Origin of the sequence: Acetobacterium tundrae, from assembly GCF_008086615.1 — a bacterium.
GTDB classification, from domain to species: domain Bacteria; phylum Bacillota; class Clostridia; order Eubacteriales; family Eubacteriaceae; genus Acetobacterium; species Acetobacterium tundrae.
On sequence record NZ_RXYB01000032.1, the window covers coordinates 1 to 20662 of the forward strand.

At 38.1% G+C, this 20662-nt stretch carries 16 protein-coding genes, 2 tRNA genes and 1 other annotated feature; all 18 genes read right to left on the minus strand.

The window, feature by feature from the left end:
- Nucleotides 1–840: FecCD family ABC transporter permease (locus tag FZC40_RS15955; protein ID WP_148606169.1), on the minus strand; the 840-nt coding region annotated here is incomplete at its 3' end.
- Nucleotides 841–1079: 239 nt separating this feature from the next.
- Nucleotides 1080–2126: an ABC transporter substrate-binding protein gene (locus FZC40_RS15960; RefSeq protein WP_148606171.1), complete on the minus strand. Its 1047-nt coding sequence runs from the start codon at nt 2124–2126 to the stop codon at nt 1080–1082.
- Nucleotides 2127–2138: 12 nt separating this feature from the next.
- Entirely contained in the window at nt 2139–2768 is a 630-nt protein-coding gene (locus FZC40_RS15965) for a class I SAM-dependent methyltransferase (RefSeq protein WP_148606173.1), read from the minus strand.
- A gap of 64 nt (nt 2769–2832) precedes the next feature.
- A complete protein-coding gene (locus FZC40_RS15970; RefSeq protein ID WP_148606175.1) occupies nt 2833–3516 on the minus strand; it encodes a GTP-binding protein in 684 nt (227 codons plus the stop codon).
- Nucleotides 3517–3545: 29 nt separating this feature from the next.
- Nucleotides 3546–4505: an ATP-binding cassette domain-containing protein gene (locus FZC40_RS15975; RefSeq protein WP_148606177.1), complete on the minus strand. Its 960-nt coding sequence runs from the start codon at nt 4503–4505 to the stop codon at nt 3546–3548.
- A 329-nt stretch (nt 4506–4834) separates the two neighbouring features.
- Nucleotides 4835–6820 (minus strand): 2-isopropylmalate synthase, encoded by a 1986-nt coding sequence (locus FZC40_RS15980; protein ID WP_148606179.1) that lies wholly within the window; start codon nt 6818–6820, stop codon nt 4835–4837.
- 64 nt (nt 6821–6884) lie between these two features.
- Nucleotides 6885–7158, minus strand: a binding site (T-box leader).
- Between the two features lie 173 nt (nt 7159–7331).
- Nucleotides 7332–9575, minus strand: coding sequence for a chemotaxis protein CheA (locus FZC40_RS15985; protein ID WP_186843805.1), 2244 nt, complete (start codon nt 9573–9575; stop codon nt 7332–7334).
- Between the two features lie 18 nt (nt 9576–9593).
- Entirely contained in the window at nt 9594–9965 is a 372-nt protein-coding gene (locus tag FZC40_RS15990) for a response regulator (protein ID WP_148606184.1), read from the minus strand.
- Nucleotides 9966–9976: 11 nt separating this feature from the next.
- A complete protein-coding gene (locus FZC40_RS15995) occupies nt 9977–10804 on the minus strand; it encodes a CheR family methyltransferase (RefSeq protein WP_148606187.1) in 828 nt (275 codons plus the stop codon).
- Nucleotides 10788–12533: a HEAT repeat domain-containing protein gene (locus FZC40_RS16000; protein WP_186843806.1), complete on the minus strand. Its 1746-nt coding sequence runs from the start codon at nt 12531–12533 to the stop codon at nt 10788–10790. The genes FZC40_RS15995 and FZC40_RS16000 overlap by 17 nt, the downstream gene beginning before the upstream one ends.
- Nucleotides 12526–13974, minus strand: a complete 1449-nt coding sequence (locus tag FZC40_RS16005; RefSeq protein ID WP_148606192.1) for an Hpt domain-containing protein — start codon at nt 13972–13974, stop codon at nt 12526–12528. The genes FZC40_RS16000 and FZC40_RS16005 overlap by 8 nt, the downstream gene beginning before the upstream one ends.
- 49 nt (nt 13975–14023) lie before the next feature.
- On the minus strand, nt 14024–14440 hold the full coding sequence (locus FZC40_RS16010) for a response regulator (RefSeq protein WP_148606194.1): 417 nt from the start codon (nt 14438–14440) through the stop codon (nt 14024–14026).
- A 46-nt stretch (nt 14441–14486) separates the two neighbouring features.
- Nucleotides 14487–15569: a protein-glutamate methylesterase/protein-glutamine glutaminase gene (locus tag FZC40_RS16015; RefSeq protein ID WP_148606197.1), complete on the minus strand. Its 1083-nt coding sequence runs from the start codon at nt 15567–15569 to the stop codon at nt 14487–14489.
- Between the two features lie 78 nt (nt 15570–15647).
- Complete coding sequence (locus tag FZC40_RS16020; protein ID WP_186843808.1) at nt 15648–17123, minus strand: chemotaxis protein CheW; 1476 nt, start codon at nt 17121–17123, stop codon at nt 15648–15650.
- 17 nt (nt 17124–17140) lie between these two features.
- Nucleotides 17141–19084 carry a methyl-accepting chemotaxis protein gene (locus FZC40_RS16025; protein ID WP_148606201.1) on the minus strand — a complete coding sequence of 648 codons (1944 nt, stop codon included), beginning with the start codon at nt 19082–19084 and terminating at the stop codon, nt 17141–17143.
- A 301-nt stretch (nt 19085–19385) separates the two neighbouring features.
- Entirely contained in the window at nt 19386–19745 is a 360-nt protein-coding gene (locus FZC40_RS16030) for a response regulator (RefSeq protein ID WP_148606204.1), read from the minus strand.
- A 643-nt stretch (nt 19746–20388) separates the two neighbouring features.
- A tRNA-Lys gene (locus FZC40_RS16035) sits at nt 20389–20465 on the minus strand.
- A 4-nt stretch (nt 20466–20469) separates the two neighbouring features.
- A tRNA-Leu gene (locus FZC40_RS16040) sits at nt 20470–20556 on the minus strand.
- Between the last annotated feature and the right edge of the window lie 106 nt (nt 20557–20662).

Here is a 20662-nt window from a genome sequence, read left to right on the forward strand (position 1 = left end):
GTTGCCGACCAGTTTTCTGGCCAGATGCGGAATAACCAGACCAACCCAACCAATCATACCGCTTACCGATACACTAGCGGCTGTTATCAAAGTGGAACAGACGATTACTATGATCCGAACCTGGTTGGAATTTACACCCATGGTTCTTGCTTCATCATCCCCCATCGTGAGGACATTCATCCGCCACCTTAACAGGAGCAGAGGGATAAGCCCGATGGCCATTGGTATAATTACGAAGGAAACATCACTGTTTTTCGCTCCACTTAAACTACCCATGAGCCAATAGGTTATTGCGGGCAGCTGTTCATTCGGATCGGCAACTAATTTAATAAACGATGTCCCCGCTGAAAAAAGGGAACTGACCATAATCCCAGATAGAATCAATCCCAATATACCGCTGCCCTTTGCCTTTTTGCTGACAAAATACACAAGTGCAACTGTTACCAGGCTAAAGAAAAAAGCGCTGAAGGTAATCATATAACTGCTTTGATAATTGAGAATTGCCAGTGCCGCTCCAAACGCCGCTCCGGCAGAAGCACCCAGGATATCCGGAGCTGCCATGGGATTTTGAAAAACCCCCTGGTAGGCCGCTCCGGCACCAGATAGACAACACCCGACTAGGCAAGCTAAAGCGATCCGAGGCAAACGTATATTGAATAAAACTGTTTCCATCGTATCGGTCCAAAATTGATCGATTGGAATGATCTTTGAAAATAAAATACCAAGAAGTTCTTTCGTATAAACTGGATATCGGCCAATCCAAAAGGAAATGATGATTGAAAAAATCAAAATAATTCCCAGGCTGAGCACGATGAGATTGTTTTTTTTCGTCTGATTCATTTCCTACTCTTTCTATCTAATACTTTTTATTTTGTTTTTGTTTTGTTTTGTATCTTATTGCATTGTTTTGTTAATGATTTGTTAATTATATAGTAATGTAATCTTTCATGTCAAGTCAACTTTTCGTAACCACGTCATAATTTTATGTTTTTCTCCAAATTGAGTTGATCGAATATTTCCAGCTGTTCAAAAATTTATCACAATGCCATTTTTGCTGCTATTCTCGACGCTAAAAAATTCTAACAGATCCGCTGAACCTTTTCTTTTTTATCCATTGGATAGCCTCTGACTATTTCCAGAACTTCTTCTTCTAACGATTCTCTAAATTCCAAGATGTCCTTATCATAGACAAAATCCCAGCCAAGATAGCGGATTGGTTTCCCCTGATACGCTTTGTTTTCGACATTTTGATTGAATGAAGCAAAATGGGAATCGCCCCAATACTGACCTAACTCAGGTCCTGACAAATAATCGATCAGTTCTTTTGCCTGATCCGCTTTCTCTTTTTTTACTGTCATCAGCAGCGGGAAAACAGGTGAACCATCCTGAGGCCAAATCACTTCTATGTTTTTTCTATTTCTAAGCAAATACCCAAAATTTTCCGGGATGATACTAATCGGGGGTAAGCTTTTGTTCCCCTTCCCAGCCTCTTTTACCACTTTAGAAAAATGTCTCAACTCATTGATAGCCTTTGCAAAAGTTAATGCCGCCGCTTTGCCGTATTGTTCATATATGTTCACCACAATCGTCATATCACAGGAATCATCCCCGTGTCCGTGAATGGAAATCTTTTTTTCATAAATCGGATCCAACAAATCTTTAAAACTTGTCGGCACCGGCAAATTCGAATCAACCGATTTGTCAAAAACGATCACTGAGAAACTCGCCCCCAGCATCGAATAAGTTTCTTTCGGATCTTTGTAATCAAAGGTCTCATAAAAAGAATGCGGTTTAGTATCTTTTAAAACATCTGTAAAAAGTCCCTGTTCCTGAAATTTCCTGAAATTAGGTGCAAATAGACTTTTAAAATCACAAGCAAGAATAACATCGGGATACCGGTTGGGATCTTCCACCCATCTTAATGCTTCCATATATGATTTGGGACTGCCTTCATTTCCCATCGGATAATGGATTTTCACCTCATGGATCTGATTGTAGCTTTCTACAAATTCTTTTATCGCCGCCGTTGTCTCCACCTTAATCGCACAGGCTGGAAATGTCATCAGATTAATACAGTCCTCTTTATGAAAATCTGGTGAGTCAATAAATTCCTGATAGGGGTTCATTTGGTTTTCTCCTTATTCAATCATATTTTTTTGAAAAATAATCCACAATCCTGAATCATCATCTTTAATAGTAAATCCGTTGATCTTCGTTTTTTTCATCAAACATTCGTACTCTTCTTTAGAACTTCTTCGCTTTTCTGCATTGGTCAACCATTTATCATCGATGACCAGCATTTTCTCATCCACCATATTCTTTAACTCCCGGTTGCCAAATCCTCCCCCGATATAGGCCGTTCCGCCTGGTTTTAAAACCCTCAATATTTCATGGATTGCTTTTACCTTGTCCTGCCAAAAAAACAAAGACCCTCTGCTGGACACCAAATCAAATGACTTATCGGGAAATGTAATTTTTTCAGAATTTCCGAGTTTCACATACACCCGTTCTTCCAATAACGCTTCTTTAATGTTCTCCTTGGCAATTTCAAGCGCTTCTTTGCTCATATCATACAAACAAACCTGCATCTTCGTTTGTTTTGCAATGGCCAGGCCCACATATCCCGGACCGCTTCCAATATCCAGACAGGTACCTTCTTTCTTTCCCTTTCGTGTTTCCAGTATTTGCTCGGCAATCACCGGATAAATCGGATAAAAAATATTCTTTGAAATATCATGAAATTCATTTGCTTTTGCCTGCTCCTGCATCCTTTACCACCTTTCTTTTTCACTATTTTATAAGGCTATTTCTCCATTCGGCCTTCCGCCCTAATTAAAGCTTCATATTCTTGACATTGCCGATATGATAATCTTTTCCAATCATGGTTTCCCCTAAACAATAGGAACATAAGGCTGCTGGCATCGTGAACCGTAATTTTTTATCATCCAAATTCTCATAATCATTCGCACTGAAAAAAAGTCGTCCCAGTTCAGCGGCTCCTTGTCCCGTAATCCCATTGATATGAAGGATTTTCGCCTTGGGATTAACAATTTTCACATTGTATGCAAATACCTCGCGTTCGGCCTGAGAAACAATATCGCCCTTAGTAATCACCACAATATCCGCAAACTTAAGCATCGGCCCAATTTTTTTAGGCGTATGACAACCACTGAGATTATCAATCACACAAACGGATAACACGCCCTTAATATGCGGCGAACAGCGATTGCAGAGGCCGGCGCTTTCGGTGATAAGAATCGCCACATTTTCCTTTAAACCCCAATGAAAACACGCGTCAATATTATTCACAAAATAATGATCTGGGCACAAACTCCCTGATAAACCTAATTTTGTTTTAATTCCCTTTTTTTCATAAATCAACTCATCCGCTGTCGAGAGGCAATCAAACTTAATCACTGCCAGTTCAATCGCCTTCTTTTCAAGTGCTTCGATTGTCTTTCCGATAACGCTTGTTTTTCCGGATGAAGGAGGACCAGATACCGTTATTAATTTCATCTTAACAACCAACTTTCTTGTTTTCTTAGCTAATCACATTGAACCTTTTGGCCCTCCCGCAAGGCATTACGAATCTTCTGGGTTTCCCGATCCCTTTTTTCCAGTTTATCTAAAACTTTTTTTTCGCTTTCATCACTTTCAATTATTTTATACATTCCGCCATTTCTGATCACCAGCCGTCTGTTTGCCATAAGAGCCAAAACTGGATCATGAGTCGCAATTAGAATGATTTTTTCAGCATTAACCAAAAATTCCATCGCCTTTCTTCGATCAATTCCGGCATTCTCAATTTCGTCAATGAGTACAATCGGAGATTTGCTCAAGAAAGCAACGTCCACGATCATCAACGCTCGGGACTGTCCGCCACTTAAAGCCGTTAACGGTGTTTCCAAGCTAAACGGCTCCCCGGCTAAATCATTTGCATGCTTTATTATTGTTTCAAGAACTTCATCAATCTGCTTAATATTCCGGCTTTCAGCATGCATCCTAATAAATTCTTCAACATTTGCATCCATAACAAAATTCATATTTTGAGACAACTGCGAAATCAGTTTCTCGTCAAAAGAATACCGTTTGGATTCATCCGGCAGGATTCCATTGATAACGATCACTCGTCCAGTTGGCGTATCTGCTTGAGCCAACCATTCAATATCAGCTAATAACCGACTTTTACCTGAGCCTGTTGGTCCGACAAGGGATACGATTTCCCCTGGTTTGAGTAAAATATCAATAGACTCTTTCTCCCCATCCTTATTAAATCCACCTTTGATAAGGATGGATTTCACTTTCACATCCGGCTCTTCCTCAAACTGCTCATGGAGAGCGTTGTAACTCGCGTAAATCATTTCTTTATTGGTCCCCATATCCTCGAGCATATCATCATCAATAAAGTCAAAATATTGATCCAGGGACTGATTTTTATCAGGAAGATCAAATCCCATTTCAGTTAAAAAATTATAGGGATTTTTTAATTGCCAGCTACCTTCCATTAAATCACCCGCCTATCTTAGTTAACTCATCGCTTTTGTATCATAATCTAAGAATATTATAATCATTTTTAATTTGTTATAGCATCGTTTGATTATGTTTAACTTCGTTTTATTCGACGATTATAGCATCCTTTTTTGAATGTGTCAAAAATATCATCAATCGGTGATAAAAAAAACTCAAATAATTGACACAAATCGGGATTATGTGTAAAAAAAATAGACTCTAAAAGAATCTATTTCGAAATTTCCCTATGTAGCTTTCTCGGGCATCAACGTTCAAAACGTTTAATCACTATATTATTGAAGAGTCCTCCAGATATATTATATGTCTACTTTTTTCTAAATTCTACCGGTGTCATTCCATATATTTTCTTAAATTGTCGATTAAAATGCTCCACATTCTGATAGCCGGCTTTTTCGGCAATGACTTCAACCGTCATGTTCTCACTTTTTAAAAGGGTGCGTGCTTTTTTCATCTTGACTTTCTTAACAATTTCTCCAAAAGTATTTCCCGATTTATCCTTGATATATTTAGAGAGATATGGTTTTGATAAGCTAAACTGTTCTGCCAGTTCATCCAACGTCACGGTTATGTAATTTAATTGGATATAATTCATGATTTTATTCAATCGTTCATCTCGATATGGATTTTTCCCGGTTTTAGAAAGTAACTGGTTTACTGCAACCGTCAATGCCTGAATCGATCCCTCAATGATATCCTCATCAATACCGACACCCCAATACATTTTTCCATTGCAACAAATACCGACGTAAGCAGCCGCTTTGGAGGATGAACCTCTGGATAATGCATGCTCTTCATATACAGCTAATTCGTAACTGATATTAAAATACTGTTTTATGGCATTACTTACCGCGTCGAGCCTACCATTGCCCGTTCCTATTACATTATGTTTATTATCTCCACGACTGATCATGACATCTGCAACAATCCCTTCTGTTTGTTTAAAATGGCACTCTGGAATAACAAATATATCTGAATTATAAATATATTTGTTTTCAAAAATCTGATAGACCCACTCTGGTGAAAGCTCCTTATGTTCCTTATCAGAAACATCCTTTACGGTATATCCGACCTCTTCTTTCATCCTATCTGGAAGGATGAAGCCATAATTTTGTTTCAAAATATAGCTTATTCCCCCCTTACCCGACTGACTGTTAATTCGTATGACATCAGAGTCATATGTTCTACCGACATCTTTAGGATCAATCGGCAAATATGGAACAGACCAATGTTCTGATCTTTTCTCTTCATGCCAGTGCATGCCTTTGGCAATCGCATCTTGATGTGATCCAGAAAAAGCAGTAAATACAAGCTCACCTGCATAGGGTTGACGTTGAGAGACATGCATTCCTGTCAATTTTTCATACGTTGAACTGATGACCGGCATATTGCTGAAATCCAACTCAGAATCAATCCCATAAGAAAACAGATTCATTGCCAATGTGATTATATCGACATTTCCGGTTCTTTCACCATTTCCAAACAAAGTCCCTTCAACCCTATCAGCGCCGGCAAGAACACCCAGCTCCGCTGCTGCAACACCGCATCCGCGATCATTATGCGGATGAATGCATAGTGAAACGGCATCACGATAGTTAATGTTTTTATGAATATATTCAATTTGCGAGGCAAAAATATGAGGCATAGCATTTTCTACAGTGGCAGGGATGTTAATAATCACTTTATTTTCGGATACAGGCTCCCAAACATCAAGAACAGCATTGCATACTTCTAGTCCGTATTCTACCTCTGTTCCCGGGAAACTTTCGGGACTGTATTCGAAGGAAAAATTACCTTCAGTCTGGTTAGCAAGAGTCTTAAGCAGTAACGCACCATCAACCGCAATCTTCTTTATCTCTTCCTTGCTTTTTTTAAATACCTGTTCCCTCTGTGCCACAGAGGTTGAATTATACAAATGAATAATTGCATTCTTTGTCCCTTCAACGGCCTCAAAGGTTTTCCTTATGATATGTTCCCTTGCCTGTGTCAGGACCTGAACGGTAACATCATCTGGAATCATATTTTTTTCTATTAATGCCCGCATAAAATTATATTCTGTCTCAGATGCAGCCGGAAAGCCTACTTCAATTTCCTTAAAGCCAATATCCACAAGCAGCTTGAAGAATTCAAGTTTTTCAGCTAAACTCATTGGTTCAATTAAAGCCTGATTGCCATCACGCAGATCAACACTACACCAAATTGGTGCTTTCTCAATATAGTCTTTCTTCATCCAATCACAGGAACGGGTTGGGGGTAAAAAATAGGGTCTTTTGTATTTTTTGTAATTCATCATAATTAATGCTCCTCCTTAATCGTTTTTTTGCGTAAAAAAATCTCTACGACTAGTTAAAACCAGTCGTAGAGACGAAAGTTCAATGATTACTTACGCGATACCACTCTACTTCATGTTAAACATGCTCTCAATAGATACTCGGAAAAACTTCTTTATATCCGGTCCTTATTACGGTGGACTTCCGGCATAACCTACACAAATATTACTTTCCATTAAACTAATATCCATTCAGCCAGCAGCTCCAAGGTGAGTTCATTGTTTCGCTTCTATCGTCTCACATCAACCGACGACTTTCTGAAATCCGCTATCCAGCTACTAATCCTCTTCATTGCTTTTGATATTAATATACTATCATCTTTTTAATAATATGAACAGTGATAAATTTAATCATTTTATTTGATCTTTTTTAATTATATGGGTGGTTTGTCTGTTATAGTCTACTCAAAATACATTTCTGAATCCAAACAATTTTCAAACAATCGCAATCTGACTATCGGTTTCGCTAAAATCATTATTCCTCCGCAAGTTTTAATAAATCAACAGGATTAACAATCAACACGACTTGCCCATTTCCAAGAAGCGTAGAACCGCTTATTCCTGGAATAGCGGCCAGGTGGCCTTCTAATGTCTTGACAACAAACTCCTGTTCATTCCTAAGCTTATCAACTACAATTGCATAATTTTCAAAACCATTAGAGACTATCACAGCGTTCATTTCTTCTTTTTTATTATCTCTCTTCCCTGTTGAAAAAATCTTAGATAACCACTCAATTCCGATTGCTTCTCCTCTTAAATAAGTAAAGAACTTTCCATTAAATTCATGAATGCTGTTTCTATTTATTTTTACTGTTTCAACAATATTATCCAGCGGAAAAATATACGTTTCGTGATCTACTTCCACAATCAACCCACGTGAAACTGCCAGTGAAAGAGGTAATTGAATAGTCATTTTTGTACCCTTGTCCACTTCGCTTTCAATGGTAACTTTTCCATTGATTTTGGTTATATTACTTTTAACGATATCCATACCAACGCCTCGCCCTGATACCTCTGTAATCTTTTTTGCCAGACTAAAGCCGGGCAAGAAAATAAGGTTTATCAATTGATTTTGGCTCATTTTATCAGCTTCATTTTGTGATACAATACCTTTTTCTATTGCTTTTATTTTCACTCCTCCTGGGTCAATTCCCTTTCCATCATCTTCTATTTCAATATAAACCTGTTTGTTTTTATTATAAGCTCTGAGGACAATCCTCCCCGTCTCAGGCTTGCCCTTTAATAACCGATCCTCAAAAGACTCAATGCCATGATCCGCAGAATTTCTTATCAAATGTACCAAAGGATCACTGATTTGCTCAATAATAGTTTTATCAATTTCAGTATTTTCACCCTGGAGGATGAGTTCCATTTTTTTGCCGGTACTCTGGGCAATATCCCTGATCACTCTTGGCATTTTTTGGAAAACTGTTTTCACTTCTACCATTCTAATTGACATAATTGAATTCTGAAGCCCATCGGAAATTCGATTGACATATGCTCCAACTTCCTTGACTTCTTTTGATATTTCAGGTAAATCATAGTCCGTATTCAGCTTTGACGATATGTGCATAAATGAGTTTTTCGCGATTAAAAGCTCTGAAATCATATTCATCATTTTATCAAGCTTATCCTGATTAACTCTGATACTCTGGCTAACGTTATTTTTTGATTTAACATCTTCAGCTTTAACTTTAGGGGCCTCCTGTGGCGTTATAACTCTGGCATTTTCTGCTGTACTGTTCAAAGACTGAAGATCCGACAGCTGCTGTTTAATCTTATCAAGAATCTCCTGATCCCCTAGCTTCTCAAACTTTTCCGAGTCAATGGCACTGATAAAAGATTTTAAATAATCCATCACAAAAAAGCTTAAATCAACAAGGTTATTTTCAAACTTGCATTCCTTATCTCGTATCAAAGCTAACAGACTTTCGTAGGCATGTACAATTTCTAAAAATTGCTTTAATCCTATATAAAGAGTACTCTGCGGATTTAGAACGGCAAGATATATTCCTGCTCCACCTTTAACACTGTGCACAGCTCGGAATATTTCATTAATCGCTTCTCTGTCAGCACTATTGCTATCCAAACGCATTAATAAGTCGTTCTCGATTTTTTCGATATGCTCTAAATTTTCAAGTTGAAACTGCTCCTGCATCCCTTCTGCCAGTCCGTACTTAAATTCCTCTGATTGTAGCATATCCAGATTCACATTATCAGATCCTTGTTCTTGAATCTTATTTTCTTCGGGCTCCTTCACTTGACACTTTTTAAATGCCAGTTTCAAGCTATTATACACCTGTTCTTCCTGGTTTTTCTGGTCTTCATATTGAGTCTCCAGATATCGTTCATCATCTTCATCGGTAAAACATTTTTCACTAATTATTTTATTCAATCTTACAAGATACGCCTTAAAAAAGTCTAGAAAAAACAGGAGACTGTCAATTAATTCTGTTTTAACAGTGATTTCATCATTTTCTAATGCTTTAAAGATTATTTCTATTTCGTAGCATAATCTTGTTATCGACGATAGTCCGATAAACGATGACCCACCCTTTATACAGTGGATGTCAGCTAAAAGATTATCAGGTAACTCCATATCCTTGGTGTAAAGTTCAAGTTTCAGTATTTCTTTCTCAAGACTATTGAAACTTGACGTCCATTCATCTATGAACATTTTTACAATACTCATATCTTCTTCATAATTTTTCTTATCCATCATACTCACTCCATCATCCTAAAGAAGCATTTTTATAGTACTGACTAATTTTTCAGGATTGGTCGGTTTTACTAAATAAATATCATCACCTGGATTTACTCCAGTTATACCTGGCTTGTGCTCATCTTCAGTCGAGATAATGATAATTGGTATCGCTATTCTCTGATCATGAATATTCTTTATCATTTCATAGCCATCCATGATTGGCATGTTGATATCTGTTACGATCAGTTGGTACTCTTCTCCGAGTAACTTTTCCAGTGCCACTGCACCATTTTCGGCTGTTTCCACCTGATAACCAAACATTTTAATAATATAACTGTGGAAGTTTCTGACCATCTCGGAGTCGTCCACCACCAGTATCTTTTTAGTGTTATTCTGAACTCTCATATCTTCTCCTCTCATTCTTTTGGCCGGGAATATACGATGGTATCGCCTATTTTATTAACCTTGTAAGCAGACGAAATTCTCCCTACAGATTCTGAGTGGCCCAGAAAAAGAAATCCCTCTACATTTAAGGATTCATAAAAGCTTGTGACAACACTTTTTCTTGACACATCATCAAAATAAATCAAACAATTTCGACAGAATACGAAGTCACATCCATTAATACTGCTCCGCTCTTTTTCATCCATCAAATTAATCCGCATAAACGATACAGATTTTCTGATATTAAGATTAATGAGATACTTGTCATGACGTTTCGTAAAATATTTTGTCAGATATTCCAACGGGACATCCTTTATGGCTCTGCTATCATAGAGTCCTACCTTAGCACTTTGCAATACTTCCGCATTAATGTCAGAGGCAAGGATTTGAATATCCCATTTTTCAGGTCCTTCAAGCATTTCTTGAAGAATAATTGATAATGTATAAGGTTCTTCTCCTGTCGAACAGGCGGCGCACCATATTTTTATCTTTTTTCTGTCATTTTTACTTTTGGCAACCCTAGGCAATACATCCTCTGCAAAATTACGCAGTTGCGGGAAGTCCCGAAAAAAGTAAGTTTCGTTAACCGTAAGGTCATTGATTAATTGATAAAACTCAGACGTGTCACTTTCGAATTTCAGCATCATAAAGTACTCGTTTAATGAATCCATTTGGAGCAGTTCGGCGTGCTGGATAATCCTTTTTTCCACATAATACTTTTTGTTGTATTCATAATATAGCCCGGTTCTTTTGTAAATCAATTTAATATACTTGTCATATAGGTCATCTGATAATATCATTGCAACACCACTCCTTTCCCAACGCTTCTTTAGCGGCTTCTGCCACCTCATCAACCGGGTCATTCAGTAAGTGGTGCAGCACATCCACAGCTTTACTGCTGTCACTGATACTTAGTGAGCTTAGTATACTTAGTGTTTTAATTACAGCTAACCTTATGAGGATATCAGTGCTAGCGGCTGCATCATTGATCGTATCCAAGATATAATCATTATTAAATTTGTATAAGTTAGCAATGATTTCCCGTCTATTTACAGGATCGCTTTCATCCTGATACAGTTTTTTCAGAATGGCCAGACTTCTGCCATTAATTTTACTGCTTAAAGCTTTTATCGTCTTTTTTCTAACCAATTGTGATGGATCGTTAATCATTGTGGTCATAAAGTTGTAAAAATCATCATCTCCAACCCATGGAATAATATCGATCAACCTTGCTCTGACGCTTTCACTCATGGAATCAATTCTTAAGTTTATGTAATGCCATCCGCCTGCTGGATCCTTTTTGAATAAGCCTTCCAATGCTTCAATGGATTGGCTCTCGGTGGCCGCTGTGTTTTCAAGGGATGTCATGCCTGCTTCATCATGGTTGTCGGACAATCTTTTAAGCAGGACCGTATTTTTGTAAGAATCAATATCGGTAATAATGCGAATTGCCCACCTCGATATATCCGTGTTGTCCGAATCGCACAATCCCTCTACAATTCGGTTACAGCCATCGATTCGTTTTGTATAGATTAGCTTTAAAAACAGTTCAACCAGTTCTGACTCTTGGGATTTCAGCATTTTATTGGCGGTGTTGGGTGGGATCTCATCAAGTTTCAGGATGAGATCATAAATGCTTTCAATGAAAAATTCCTCTCCTTTGTAAAACTTAACTGTTTCTTCAATATCATCAAGAAAAAAAACCATATTGAGTTTAACCATAGCTGACATGGAAATGAGTATTTGGCTTGAATCTTTATAATCCCAGTGCTCTTTAAAAATCGTCACCAGTTTTTCGATGGTCTCCACCGAGAGACTGGCAACGTCACTTTTAACAATTTGATTGCTGAGACCGAAAATAAGATTTGAATCATCGATTATAAAATCTTTTGAATAGTATATTATCGCATCAATATCACCATGGGAACCGATACTCCCAAGAGTTCTGACATAGGTATTCATCAATATATTTTTTTCGATTTGTGTTGCATCCAGAAATATAATTTTTTTCTCGATAACACCCGGGCAGTTTTTCACTTCAAGACTTGCAAATGTGTTTAGTAGTGCGTTAATAATCCAGACACTCTTTGTTTTTTCAAACATTTCCCAAAGTCTGTCTTGTGCTTCCATAAATTTATGTTCTGCGATTACTTCTAAAGCTGCTGCGACAACATTCTCGTCCAGATCATCGAGTGCTCCTAAAGCAATTTCGCAGCTTTCTGTTCCTTTAATAAGTTTTAATGCATCTAAAGCATATTTACGGATATTTCGATCCTTATCCGAAAGTTTTTCTTTCAAAACCGGCAGCGCCTTTTTATCAAGTAAAATCAGTAATTCAATGGCAATATTACGGATATATCCATCATCTGAGTAAAAGAGTTCCGCAACGGACTCAGCCGTGCGTTCATCTTTTATACAACCGATTTTTTGCACGAGTTTTTCCTGATGATATCTTTCGGTTGCCGTCAATAGGTCATTGATGAGTGACTTCATTTCTTGTTCGTCAAATAGATGCTTACCACTATCCATACTGCACATCCTTTATTTTTTTACTGATTCTTTGGAAAGAGTCCTCCGATTTAAAACTCCTTAAGATTGCATCAATCGCTGATTTTGATACATCAAAATTTTCGACATATTTGATCGAATCAAAAATATTTACAATTTTTCTAACCATCGGACCTTCAGCGACGATCCCTATTTCAATGCCCTTGGATTCCATTTGGTTTTTGATTTCTATCAAATCCTTAACCTCATTTTCATCCAATATGGTAAGTTCGCTCACATCAATAAGGAATATAAACGTCAAAGTCTTGTTCATCTTTCCAAGAAAATTGCGAAGCCTGGCGATAAAGCTATCCTTTTCAGCTATAAAAACACTGATTATTTGTTTACCTTTTGTATATTGGAAGAATCTGTCGATGAGTTTCACCACTTGTTTTGGGAAATCTGAGCAAATATTTTTATCTGTATCAGCCCGTCCCTCACAAAACTTAATAATTTGGTTATTAAGTTTTGTGAAATCGTTAAAAAAATTATCTACCCCTGGGGGGGCCAGTGCACTCAATGCCTTTATTGCCTCGCTTGAAAATTTCATTGCGTCAAGTTCTTCACTGCTCATATTAACTTCCTGACTGAAATCTATTCTATGCAGCTCCATTAATGCCTTGAGGACGCAAACATACGATTTACAGTTACTATGTAAAAAGCTATGGTCATTTGGTGTCAGCTTACTTCTGCTTAAATCCACGATGTTTATTTTTTCTACATAGTTCAACGCAAAATAGGTATACAATTCCATTATATCAGTATCAGTGGATATTATGATCTCATAAGTCTTTAACTCCTGTTTGCTTGAGTTTCCAGAAAAGTAATTGTCACCGACACTGGAAAATATAAGGGTTCCTATTTCTTCAACACAATTTAACGTCATCAATAATACTGGGGCTATCATGGGAATCTCTTCTTCAAAAAAGAATGTAATATAATAGGTATTCTTTCCATTAGACGGCTTGCCTAGGTAGGAAGAAATAATCCCTGGTTCAGTTTGATGCGTAACAGTCACGGCCGCTTCCTTCTTATTAACGCGTATGAAAACCTCAATCGTTTCAATGATTCGTTGTGCGTCATTGGCAATGCTCTCCATCATTTCATCAGAGCTTCGCTCTTTTTTGTATAATAGCATCTTCTTTGTAATATCCAAGCCTTCAAAACAAAGCGATACGATACTCTGGTCAAATGGGATTGAGCCATTTCTTGCACAGTCGAGCATATCTTCAATTTTATGCATGAGGTTTCCAATATCCACATAACCTACCATATGGGAAGACCCTTTTACGGTATGGGCAATTCTGAACAACTCATTGATGTCATCCCCACAATATTCCACTTCAAGTCTAATCATGCATTCTTCTGCCTTTTGAAGCATATCATCTGTTTCTTCTAAATATAACTGAATCATTGAATCCATTTAATACCACCACCTAAATTTTTCTAATATTGCCAATTTCACTGGTTTCCTATTGAACTATATCAATAAAAGCATCTCGCCATCTTTCCAGCTTTTTTACCGCATATTGGATTATATCCAGCACATACTCGGTACTTTTAAAAGGTTTAATGATATAATCGCTGGCTCCATATTCCAAAGCGCTTAGTATTCTACTCATTGTTGAGAACTCTGTCATCATGATTACCTGTGCCAACGGATCATATTTTTTTATTTCTCTTAGAAGCTCAAGCCCATCCATCTGTGGCATCGCAATCGCTGTTAAGACAATATGATACTTATCACTTTTAACCTTTTCTAAGGCTTCTGTGGCAGAAAGACTCATATCAACGTCATACCCTTCCTGCTCAAGACCTTTTTTAAGCAGATTCACCATTTCTTCATTTTCTTCATTGTCTACGATCAATATCTTATACCGGTATTTCATCAGTACCTCCACTCATTCAAAATCACTCTTTAATGAAATTATTTGTTTAACTAATCCTTCTGACTGCTTTAATGATTGCATCTGCTATCTTATATGAAGGTGCCACAATTTCGGCACCCCCTCTTTCAATTGCTTCCTTTGGCATACCAAAAACCACGGCTGTGGACTCGTCTTCGGCAATAGTAATACCTCCAGCTTTTCTTATCTTCACCATCGCATCTGCGCCATCATCTCCCATGCCGGTCATTAAAACGCCGATGACATTTTCTCCGCCAAAAGCCTCAAGTACAGACTCCATCGTTACATTGACACATGGCATAAAAACAGTTTTTGGCGTACTGGGAAGTCTCAGCATACCACCTTCTCCCCTAACCACCAATTGATATCCCCCAGGGCCAAGATAGCCTTTGCCATTTTGGATGACATCACCGGGCTCGGCTTCCTTGATTGGAATACGACATGCCCCATCCAGTCTTTTGGCAAATGAAGCTGTGAAAGCAGGGGGCATATGTTGGATGATAATAACTGCAGCTCTAAGATCCTCTGGCAGCATTGGCATGACCTCCATCAGGGTTCCCGGACCACCCGTGGAAATACCAATAACCACTACCTTTGTACATTTTTTGTTTTTGGTCAAGTCTGATGGCTTTACGAACTCCACTTTTTTTTGAACTATTAGCCTGCTACACCTTTCGACTCGATCTCTGATACTTTTTCCATTGACACTTTTGTAAGCCAATTTTACTTTTTTGATAATTTCCCTACCGACTAGATGAATATCGGTCGATACAGTCCCAGATGGCTTTGCCACGTAATCAAAAGCACCGAGTTCTAAAGCTTCAAAAGTAGCCAATGCACCTTCATCTGTCAGGGAACTCACCATCAGCACTGCTATTTCAGGATAATCGCTCAGTATATACTGCATGGAGGTCAAGCCATCCATAACCGGCATATTAATATCCATTGTTACAACATCTGGTTTTAACTCTCGTACCTTTTCAATTGCATCGCTTCCATCCCTTGCTGTTCCAACCACATCAAGACTTGGATCAGTCATAATAATCTCTTTCAGTGCTCGTCTCATCAGGGCTGAGTCATCTACGATCAATATCTTTATCCTGCCAATCACTACCGTCACCTCCCATAATAACAAATCCAAAAACATTCTGACGTCTCGATTGTTTCAAGGCTTCAAGACAACATCCGCTTAACTGAAGCTCAGCACTTTGCCAATATTCAGAATCAAAATCATTCTTTTTCCACCATCAAGTTTACCAACACCTTCAATATAATCGTTGTCTACCCCACTGCTTAATATTTCAGTTGGTGTCTCGATCAATTTTTTTTCAAATCTGAGAACTTCCGAGACAGAATCTACTATAATTCCTGTTCTTTTGCCGTTGAAATCAGCAATAATAATCCGTGTCGCATCGCTTAGCTGTTTTTCGGAAAGCTTAAATAGCCTTCTAAGGTCCAATGCCGGTATGATATTGCCACGTAAATTGACAATCCCCTCTATGTAGCAAGGAGCATTTGGTATTTTAGTCACTGCAGTCATTCGATTGATTTCCTGGACATTGTCGATCTTAATGCCATACTCTTCCTGATCTATTTTGAACGTAACCAACTGCTCTTCTTCAAGTATCTGTCTTTCGCTATTCTGACCATCAGCATTCTGCTCATGGGTGGCATCATTCCCGATGATCCCATCTATTGCATCTGCAGAAATGAGTTTTGACGGTTCAAGTATGAAAATCATTCGATTACCGTTGTTCAGCTTTGCAATGCCTTTTAGCTGTTCTTCACTCTGTGTCAAGAATTTCATAGGAGGTTGAATACTATTTTTAGGTATTCTCAAAACTTCTGAAACTTTATCTACCATAATTCCAGCAGCGAAACTGCCCATATCTACCACAAGTATCCGATTACGATCATTGATTTCAGTATGCACCATTCCAAAATATGTCCTTAAATTAATAATTGGCAGTAAGTTGTCTCGCAGGGAAAGGACGCCCTCAATATAGGCTTCACAATTTGGAACCTTTACTATTTGTGGTACCCGGATGATTTCTTTAACCATCATAATTTCAATGGCATATTCCTCTTGATCAAGCAAAAATGTAACCAACTGCTCCTCATCGATGGACGCGTCTTCGGATCCACTGACCGATGCTCCATTGTTTTTCATTCTTTCAGCGTGACCGGTTTTCAGTTCTTTTTCGGTATTGTTTACAATAAGTGCCTTAACGACATCCAAAAGCATAACCAGCCTTTGTCCATTGTCCAACTTCACCACGCCATCTAAAAAGTCAGAATCAACATTTTTAACAATCTGTGGTGCTTCTTCTATATCAGCAGTAGATACTCTCATAACCTCGGATACCTTATCGACAATGATTCCGGTCGCCTTACCTTCAACGTCAATAACAAGAACCCGACTGTTTTCATCTTTTTCTTTTCTTTCCAGATTAAACTTCGTTCTTCCATCGATTATTGGGAGAATATCACCCCTCAGATTACAGGCACCTTCCACATAGTCTGGTGCATTGGGTACTTTGGTAATAACAGGTACCCTGATGATTTCCTTGACATCCATAATATCAGTACCAAATTCATCCTCACCTAGCCGGAAAGTAACTAACTGACGTTCGGTAACGCCAGTATTGTTCAAACTAGTACTCATCGCGATCGCCTCCATTCCTACATATTCTGCAATTCATCTGCGAGTCCTGATATCTCTTCAATGGCTTCGGCCAATTCCTGCATCCCTTTTGATTGCTGACTTGCTGCCGTTGAAGCTTGTTCAGCTGCGCTACTGGCTTCCTGAGCTGCTGTTGCGATTTGATCAATACCTTTTGTTGCCTGCTCAAGTGCTACTTGAGATTCTTCAGCACCCTTTTGAATATTATTGGCACCAGTCAGTATTATTAACATATTTTCTTCGATAATGTTAATATTATGTGCCGTCTTCTTAGAATTTTCCACCTCTGCAAAAGAAGATTTACTCGAAGCATCAGTATCTACCGAGACTCTTTGAATCTGATTCTGGATGGCTCTGACCAGATCTTTTATTTTATCGGCATTTTCTGCTGATTCGTTGGCAAGAGCTCTGATGTCACCGGCAACTACCGAGAAACCTCTTCCAAACTCCCCTGCTCTTGCGGCTTCAATGGAACCGTTAATAGCCAACATATTCGTCTGGATCGTAACATTAACGATTGCGTCCACAATTTTGTCAATCCTTAAGGTGGTTTCTTCTAGACTTTTTATATTTTTAGCTGCACCCATTGAGATCTTAGCAGAATTTGATATTCCTGAAATCATGCTATCCATTGACATTTTATTGTCTTGCAAAAGCTGTTGAAGTTTTGTAACTTTATCTGCCGAAAAATCAGCTCTTTCGTTCATTTGTGTTGATGCCACAGACAGTTTTTCGGCAAATAATGAACCTTTTTCCGCACTCTCTGCTTGTAAAAGAGCTCCCGAGGATATTTGCTGCATCGCTTTTAATATTTCTCCTGCCGTTGCATTCCCTTCTTCAACATTGGCTGAAAGTTCTTCGGAAGCCGCTGCAAGAGATTCAGAGGATTTTTGCGCCTCGGTCGAACTCTTAAGGTCTTCTGCCATTTGAGACAAGTCTGATGCACCGGCGTTTAACTCATTAAAGGCTTTATTCTGCATTTGAATGGCTTTCTCAACTTCTTCAGATGCACTACTTTGCTGTTCTGAAGCTGCTGCAATGGTTTCTGAAATCGCTAAAAATTCCATGGCGCCCTTGTTGGCATCTGTTGCATTCTGAGATATTTCTGCGATACCTTTCATAACAATAATAACCTCTTCATTAATTTTGATGAGGTCTTTAGTCGTTTTCACTGCTTTTTCAACCTCATCATTTGCAACTTTACCGGCATTTTCAATATCAACGACCACAACTTTAACATTATTTTGAATCTCATTTACCAGAGCCCTGATATTTGTTGCTGACTTTTCAGAAGTTTCAGCAAGATTTCTGACTTCATCCGCTACTACTGCAAAACCTTTCCCGTGCTCACCCGCTCTTGCAGCTTCTATCGCCGCATTTAATGCCAGGAGATTCGTTTGATCTGCAATTCTAACAACAGCCTGGACAATTTCACCGACTTCATTCGACTGTCTTTCCAGCTCACCAATCAATTTTACGGATTCGCTATTGGTCTCAGCGGATTCTTTGATCCCTTTAATCATAAGTTCAATATCAATTGATGTATTTTCAATGAGATCTTTGGCCATTTCAGCTTTTTCAAGTGATTCCTTCGCACTCTTATCCGCTATTAGGGATGCTTTGTCAACCTGATTGATGGCTGCTCTGGACTCTTCTGCCGCAGAAGCAGCTTCGCTTGCTCCACTGGAAATCTGTTGCATGGTTGCCGCCAATTCTTCGGCAGCACTACTCGCTTCTTCTATACCCGAAGCCATTTGCTCTGTTGCAACTGCAATCCGCTCGGCCAATTGTTGTTGTTTCGCTAGTGTTCTAGCTCTTACCTTGTCCTTCGCCTGTTTTCTAGCAAATTCTCTTTTTCTTTCCATTTCTTCTGATGTTGAAACTGATTCATATGATACTTTTTCCCATTTGTCACTTGATGGCATTGCCAACTTTTTTTCCATAATAATTCTGACCTCCTAAAGTCATTAATTTTTAATTTGTGATCTACTCTTTTTATATTCTGAATTATAAATAATTTCTTGCATGTTTAAGCCATCATTTGTTGACCTCATTTTCCATATGGCTATCATAATGTAACAGTATGTCCCTTTGGCGAATTTCTTCTAAGCTGCATCTAATACCTTTTTCCAAAAGCAGCTTATGAATTTCCGCCATAGTACTGAGCTCCGTTTCATTGCTTTGGCATAGCTCAAAATCTCTTCGCCAGCTAATCTAGATCTTTAAATCACCTCCCTTCATTCTTTAATCTCTATACCTATTTAAGTTTTTTATTAATTCTTTTTTTTTGTATGGTTTAACAAGAAAATCTTTTGCGCCATTTAAAATAGCCTGCTGCACATATTCTTCCTCTCCTATTGCTGAAATCATGATTACTGTCGGTAAATAATCCATTTTTTTGATCTCCTTCATGCACTCAAGTCCATCCATTTCTGGCATTGAAATATCCATTGTAACGAGATCCGGCCTCAGGACCCTGATTTTTCTTAGTGCGATGCGACCATTTTTTGCTTCATCAATCACATCAAATCCGTTGCTTTCCAGCAATTTCCTGAGTTGTATCCTGGCAAATGCAGAATCATCTACAATTAATATTTTAGTCATATATTCACCTTCCAGTATAAACGTGTGCCAAATAGACCCTACGTTTTTTATTTAAACCTTGGTATAATAGAGATTACTGCATTTTCTGACAAAAAGACAAGACCTCCTATTTTCTGATATATTCAGATTCCTTAAATTAAAGGCAATAGGAGGTCAACTCAATAAATTAAATTAAAGATATGGCATTATCACAATTTACAGCATCGTCACTAAATGATCTCATTCAACTTATAAGTTCTAATTTTGTTTTCATAAAGTCAATCGACAAGATGTACGGGAACTTTAGAAAAATTTAATATAATAATATTCTATTATTCTGTTTGCTCATACCTTTCTAGCTAAATTATGTAATTACATTACTTAACTATCTCAACTTTGAACAACATCCGATGAATAGTACCGCACCAAAAAAAAACGCATAAGCTCATAACTTATGCGTTTTTTTCTGGTGCAGTACTATTTTTTAAGGAATTCAGGTTTTAATTATATTTGAGATTTTGTTGAATAACTTAACTTATTTAAAACATCAGGTGTATTTCTGGGTGCAGTCTTCAAACCACCACAGATAAACACTGAATACTAAAATCAAAGTGAGTATCCAATAAAAAAAGCCGCTATAAATAGCGGTTTAATATGTTCTTTATGGTGCTCCCTCAGGGATTCGAACCCTGGGCACCCTGATTAAGAGTCAGGTGCTCTAGCCAACTGAGCTAAGGGAGCTTAGTGGTGCCGAAGGCGGGACTCGAACCCGCACGTGATCGCTCACAACGGATTTTGAGTCCGTCACGTCTGCCAATTCCATCACTTCGGCGAAAAAAAAGCTTGAATAAATTTTGAAGCTGCTTACTCTTGATACGATAGACATAACTAAGTGATTCACACGAAATCATAGATTTCGGTTCTCTACTTATGCCAAT

What these genes read in the sequence shown, in the direction of transcription:
- FZC40_RS15970 (WP_148606175.1), bottom strand. Translation starts at nt 3,516, where the DNA reads ATGAAATTAATAACGGTATCTGGTCCTCCTTCATCCGGAAAAACAAGC.
- FZC40_RS15975 (WP_148606177.1), bottom strand. Translation starts at nt 4,505, where the DNA reads ATGGAAGGTAGCTGGCAATTAAAAAATCCCTATAATTTTTTAACTGAA.
- FZC40_RS15965 (WP_148606173.1), bottom strand. Translation starts at nt 2,768, where the DNA reads ATGCAGGAGCAGGCAAAAGCAAATGAATTTCATGATATTTCAAAGAAT.
- FZC40_RS15990 (WP_148606184.1), bottom strand. Translation starts at nt 9,965, where the DNA reads ATGAGAGTTCAGAATAACACTAAAAAGATACTGGTGGTGGACGACTCC.
- FZC40_RS16005 (WP_148606192.1), bottom strand. Translation starts at nt 13,974, where the DNA reads ATGGATTCAATGATTCAGTTATATTTAGAAGAAACAGATGATATGCTT.
- FZC40_RS16000 (WP_186843806.1), bottom strand. Translation starts at nt 12,533, where the DNA reads ATGGATAGTGGTAAGCATCTATTTGACGAACAAGAAATGAAGTCACTC.
- FZC40_RS16025 (WP_148606201.1), bottom strand. Translation starts at nt 19,084, where the DNA reads ATGGAAAAAAAGTTGGCAATGCCATCAAGTGACAAATGGGAAAAAGTA.
- FZC40_RS16010 (WP_148606194.1), bottom strand. Translation starts at nt 14,440, where the DNA reads ATGAAATACCGGTATAAGATATTGATCGTAGACAATGAAGAAAATGAA.
- FZC40_RS16030 (WP_148606204.1), bottom strand. Translation starts at nt 19,745, where the DNA reads ATGACTAAAATATTAATTGTAGATGATTCTGCATTTGCCAGGATACAA.
- FZC40_RS15985 (WP_186843805.1), bottom strand. Translation starts at nt 9,575, where the DNA reads ATGGATAAGAAAAATTATGAAGAAGATATGAGTATTGTAAAAATGTTC.
- FZC40_RS15995 (WP_148606187.1), bottom strand. Translation starts at nt 10,804, where the DNA reads ATGATATTATCAGATGACCTATATGACAAGTATATTAAATTGATTTAC.
- FZC40_RS15960 (WP_148606171.1), bottom strand. Translation starts at nt 2,126, where the DNA reads ATGAACCCCTATCAGGAATTTATTGACTCACCAGATTTTCATAAAGAG.
- FZC40_RS15980 (WP_148606179.1), bottom strand. Translation starts at nt 6,820, where the DNA reads ATGATGAATTACAAAAAATACAAAAGACCCTATTTTTTACCCCCAACC.
- FZC40_RS16020 (WP_186843808.1), bottom strand. Translation starts at nt 17,123, where the DNA reads ATGAGTACTAGTTTGAACAATACTGGCGTTACCGAACGTCAGTTAGTT.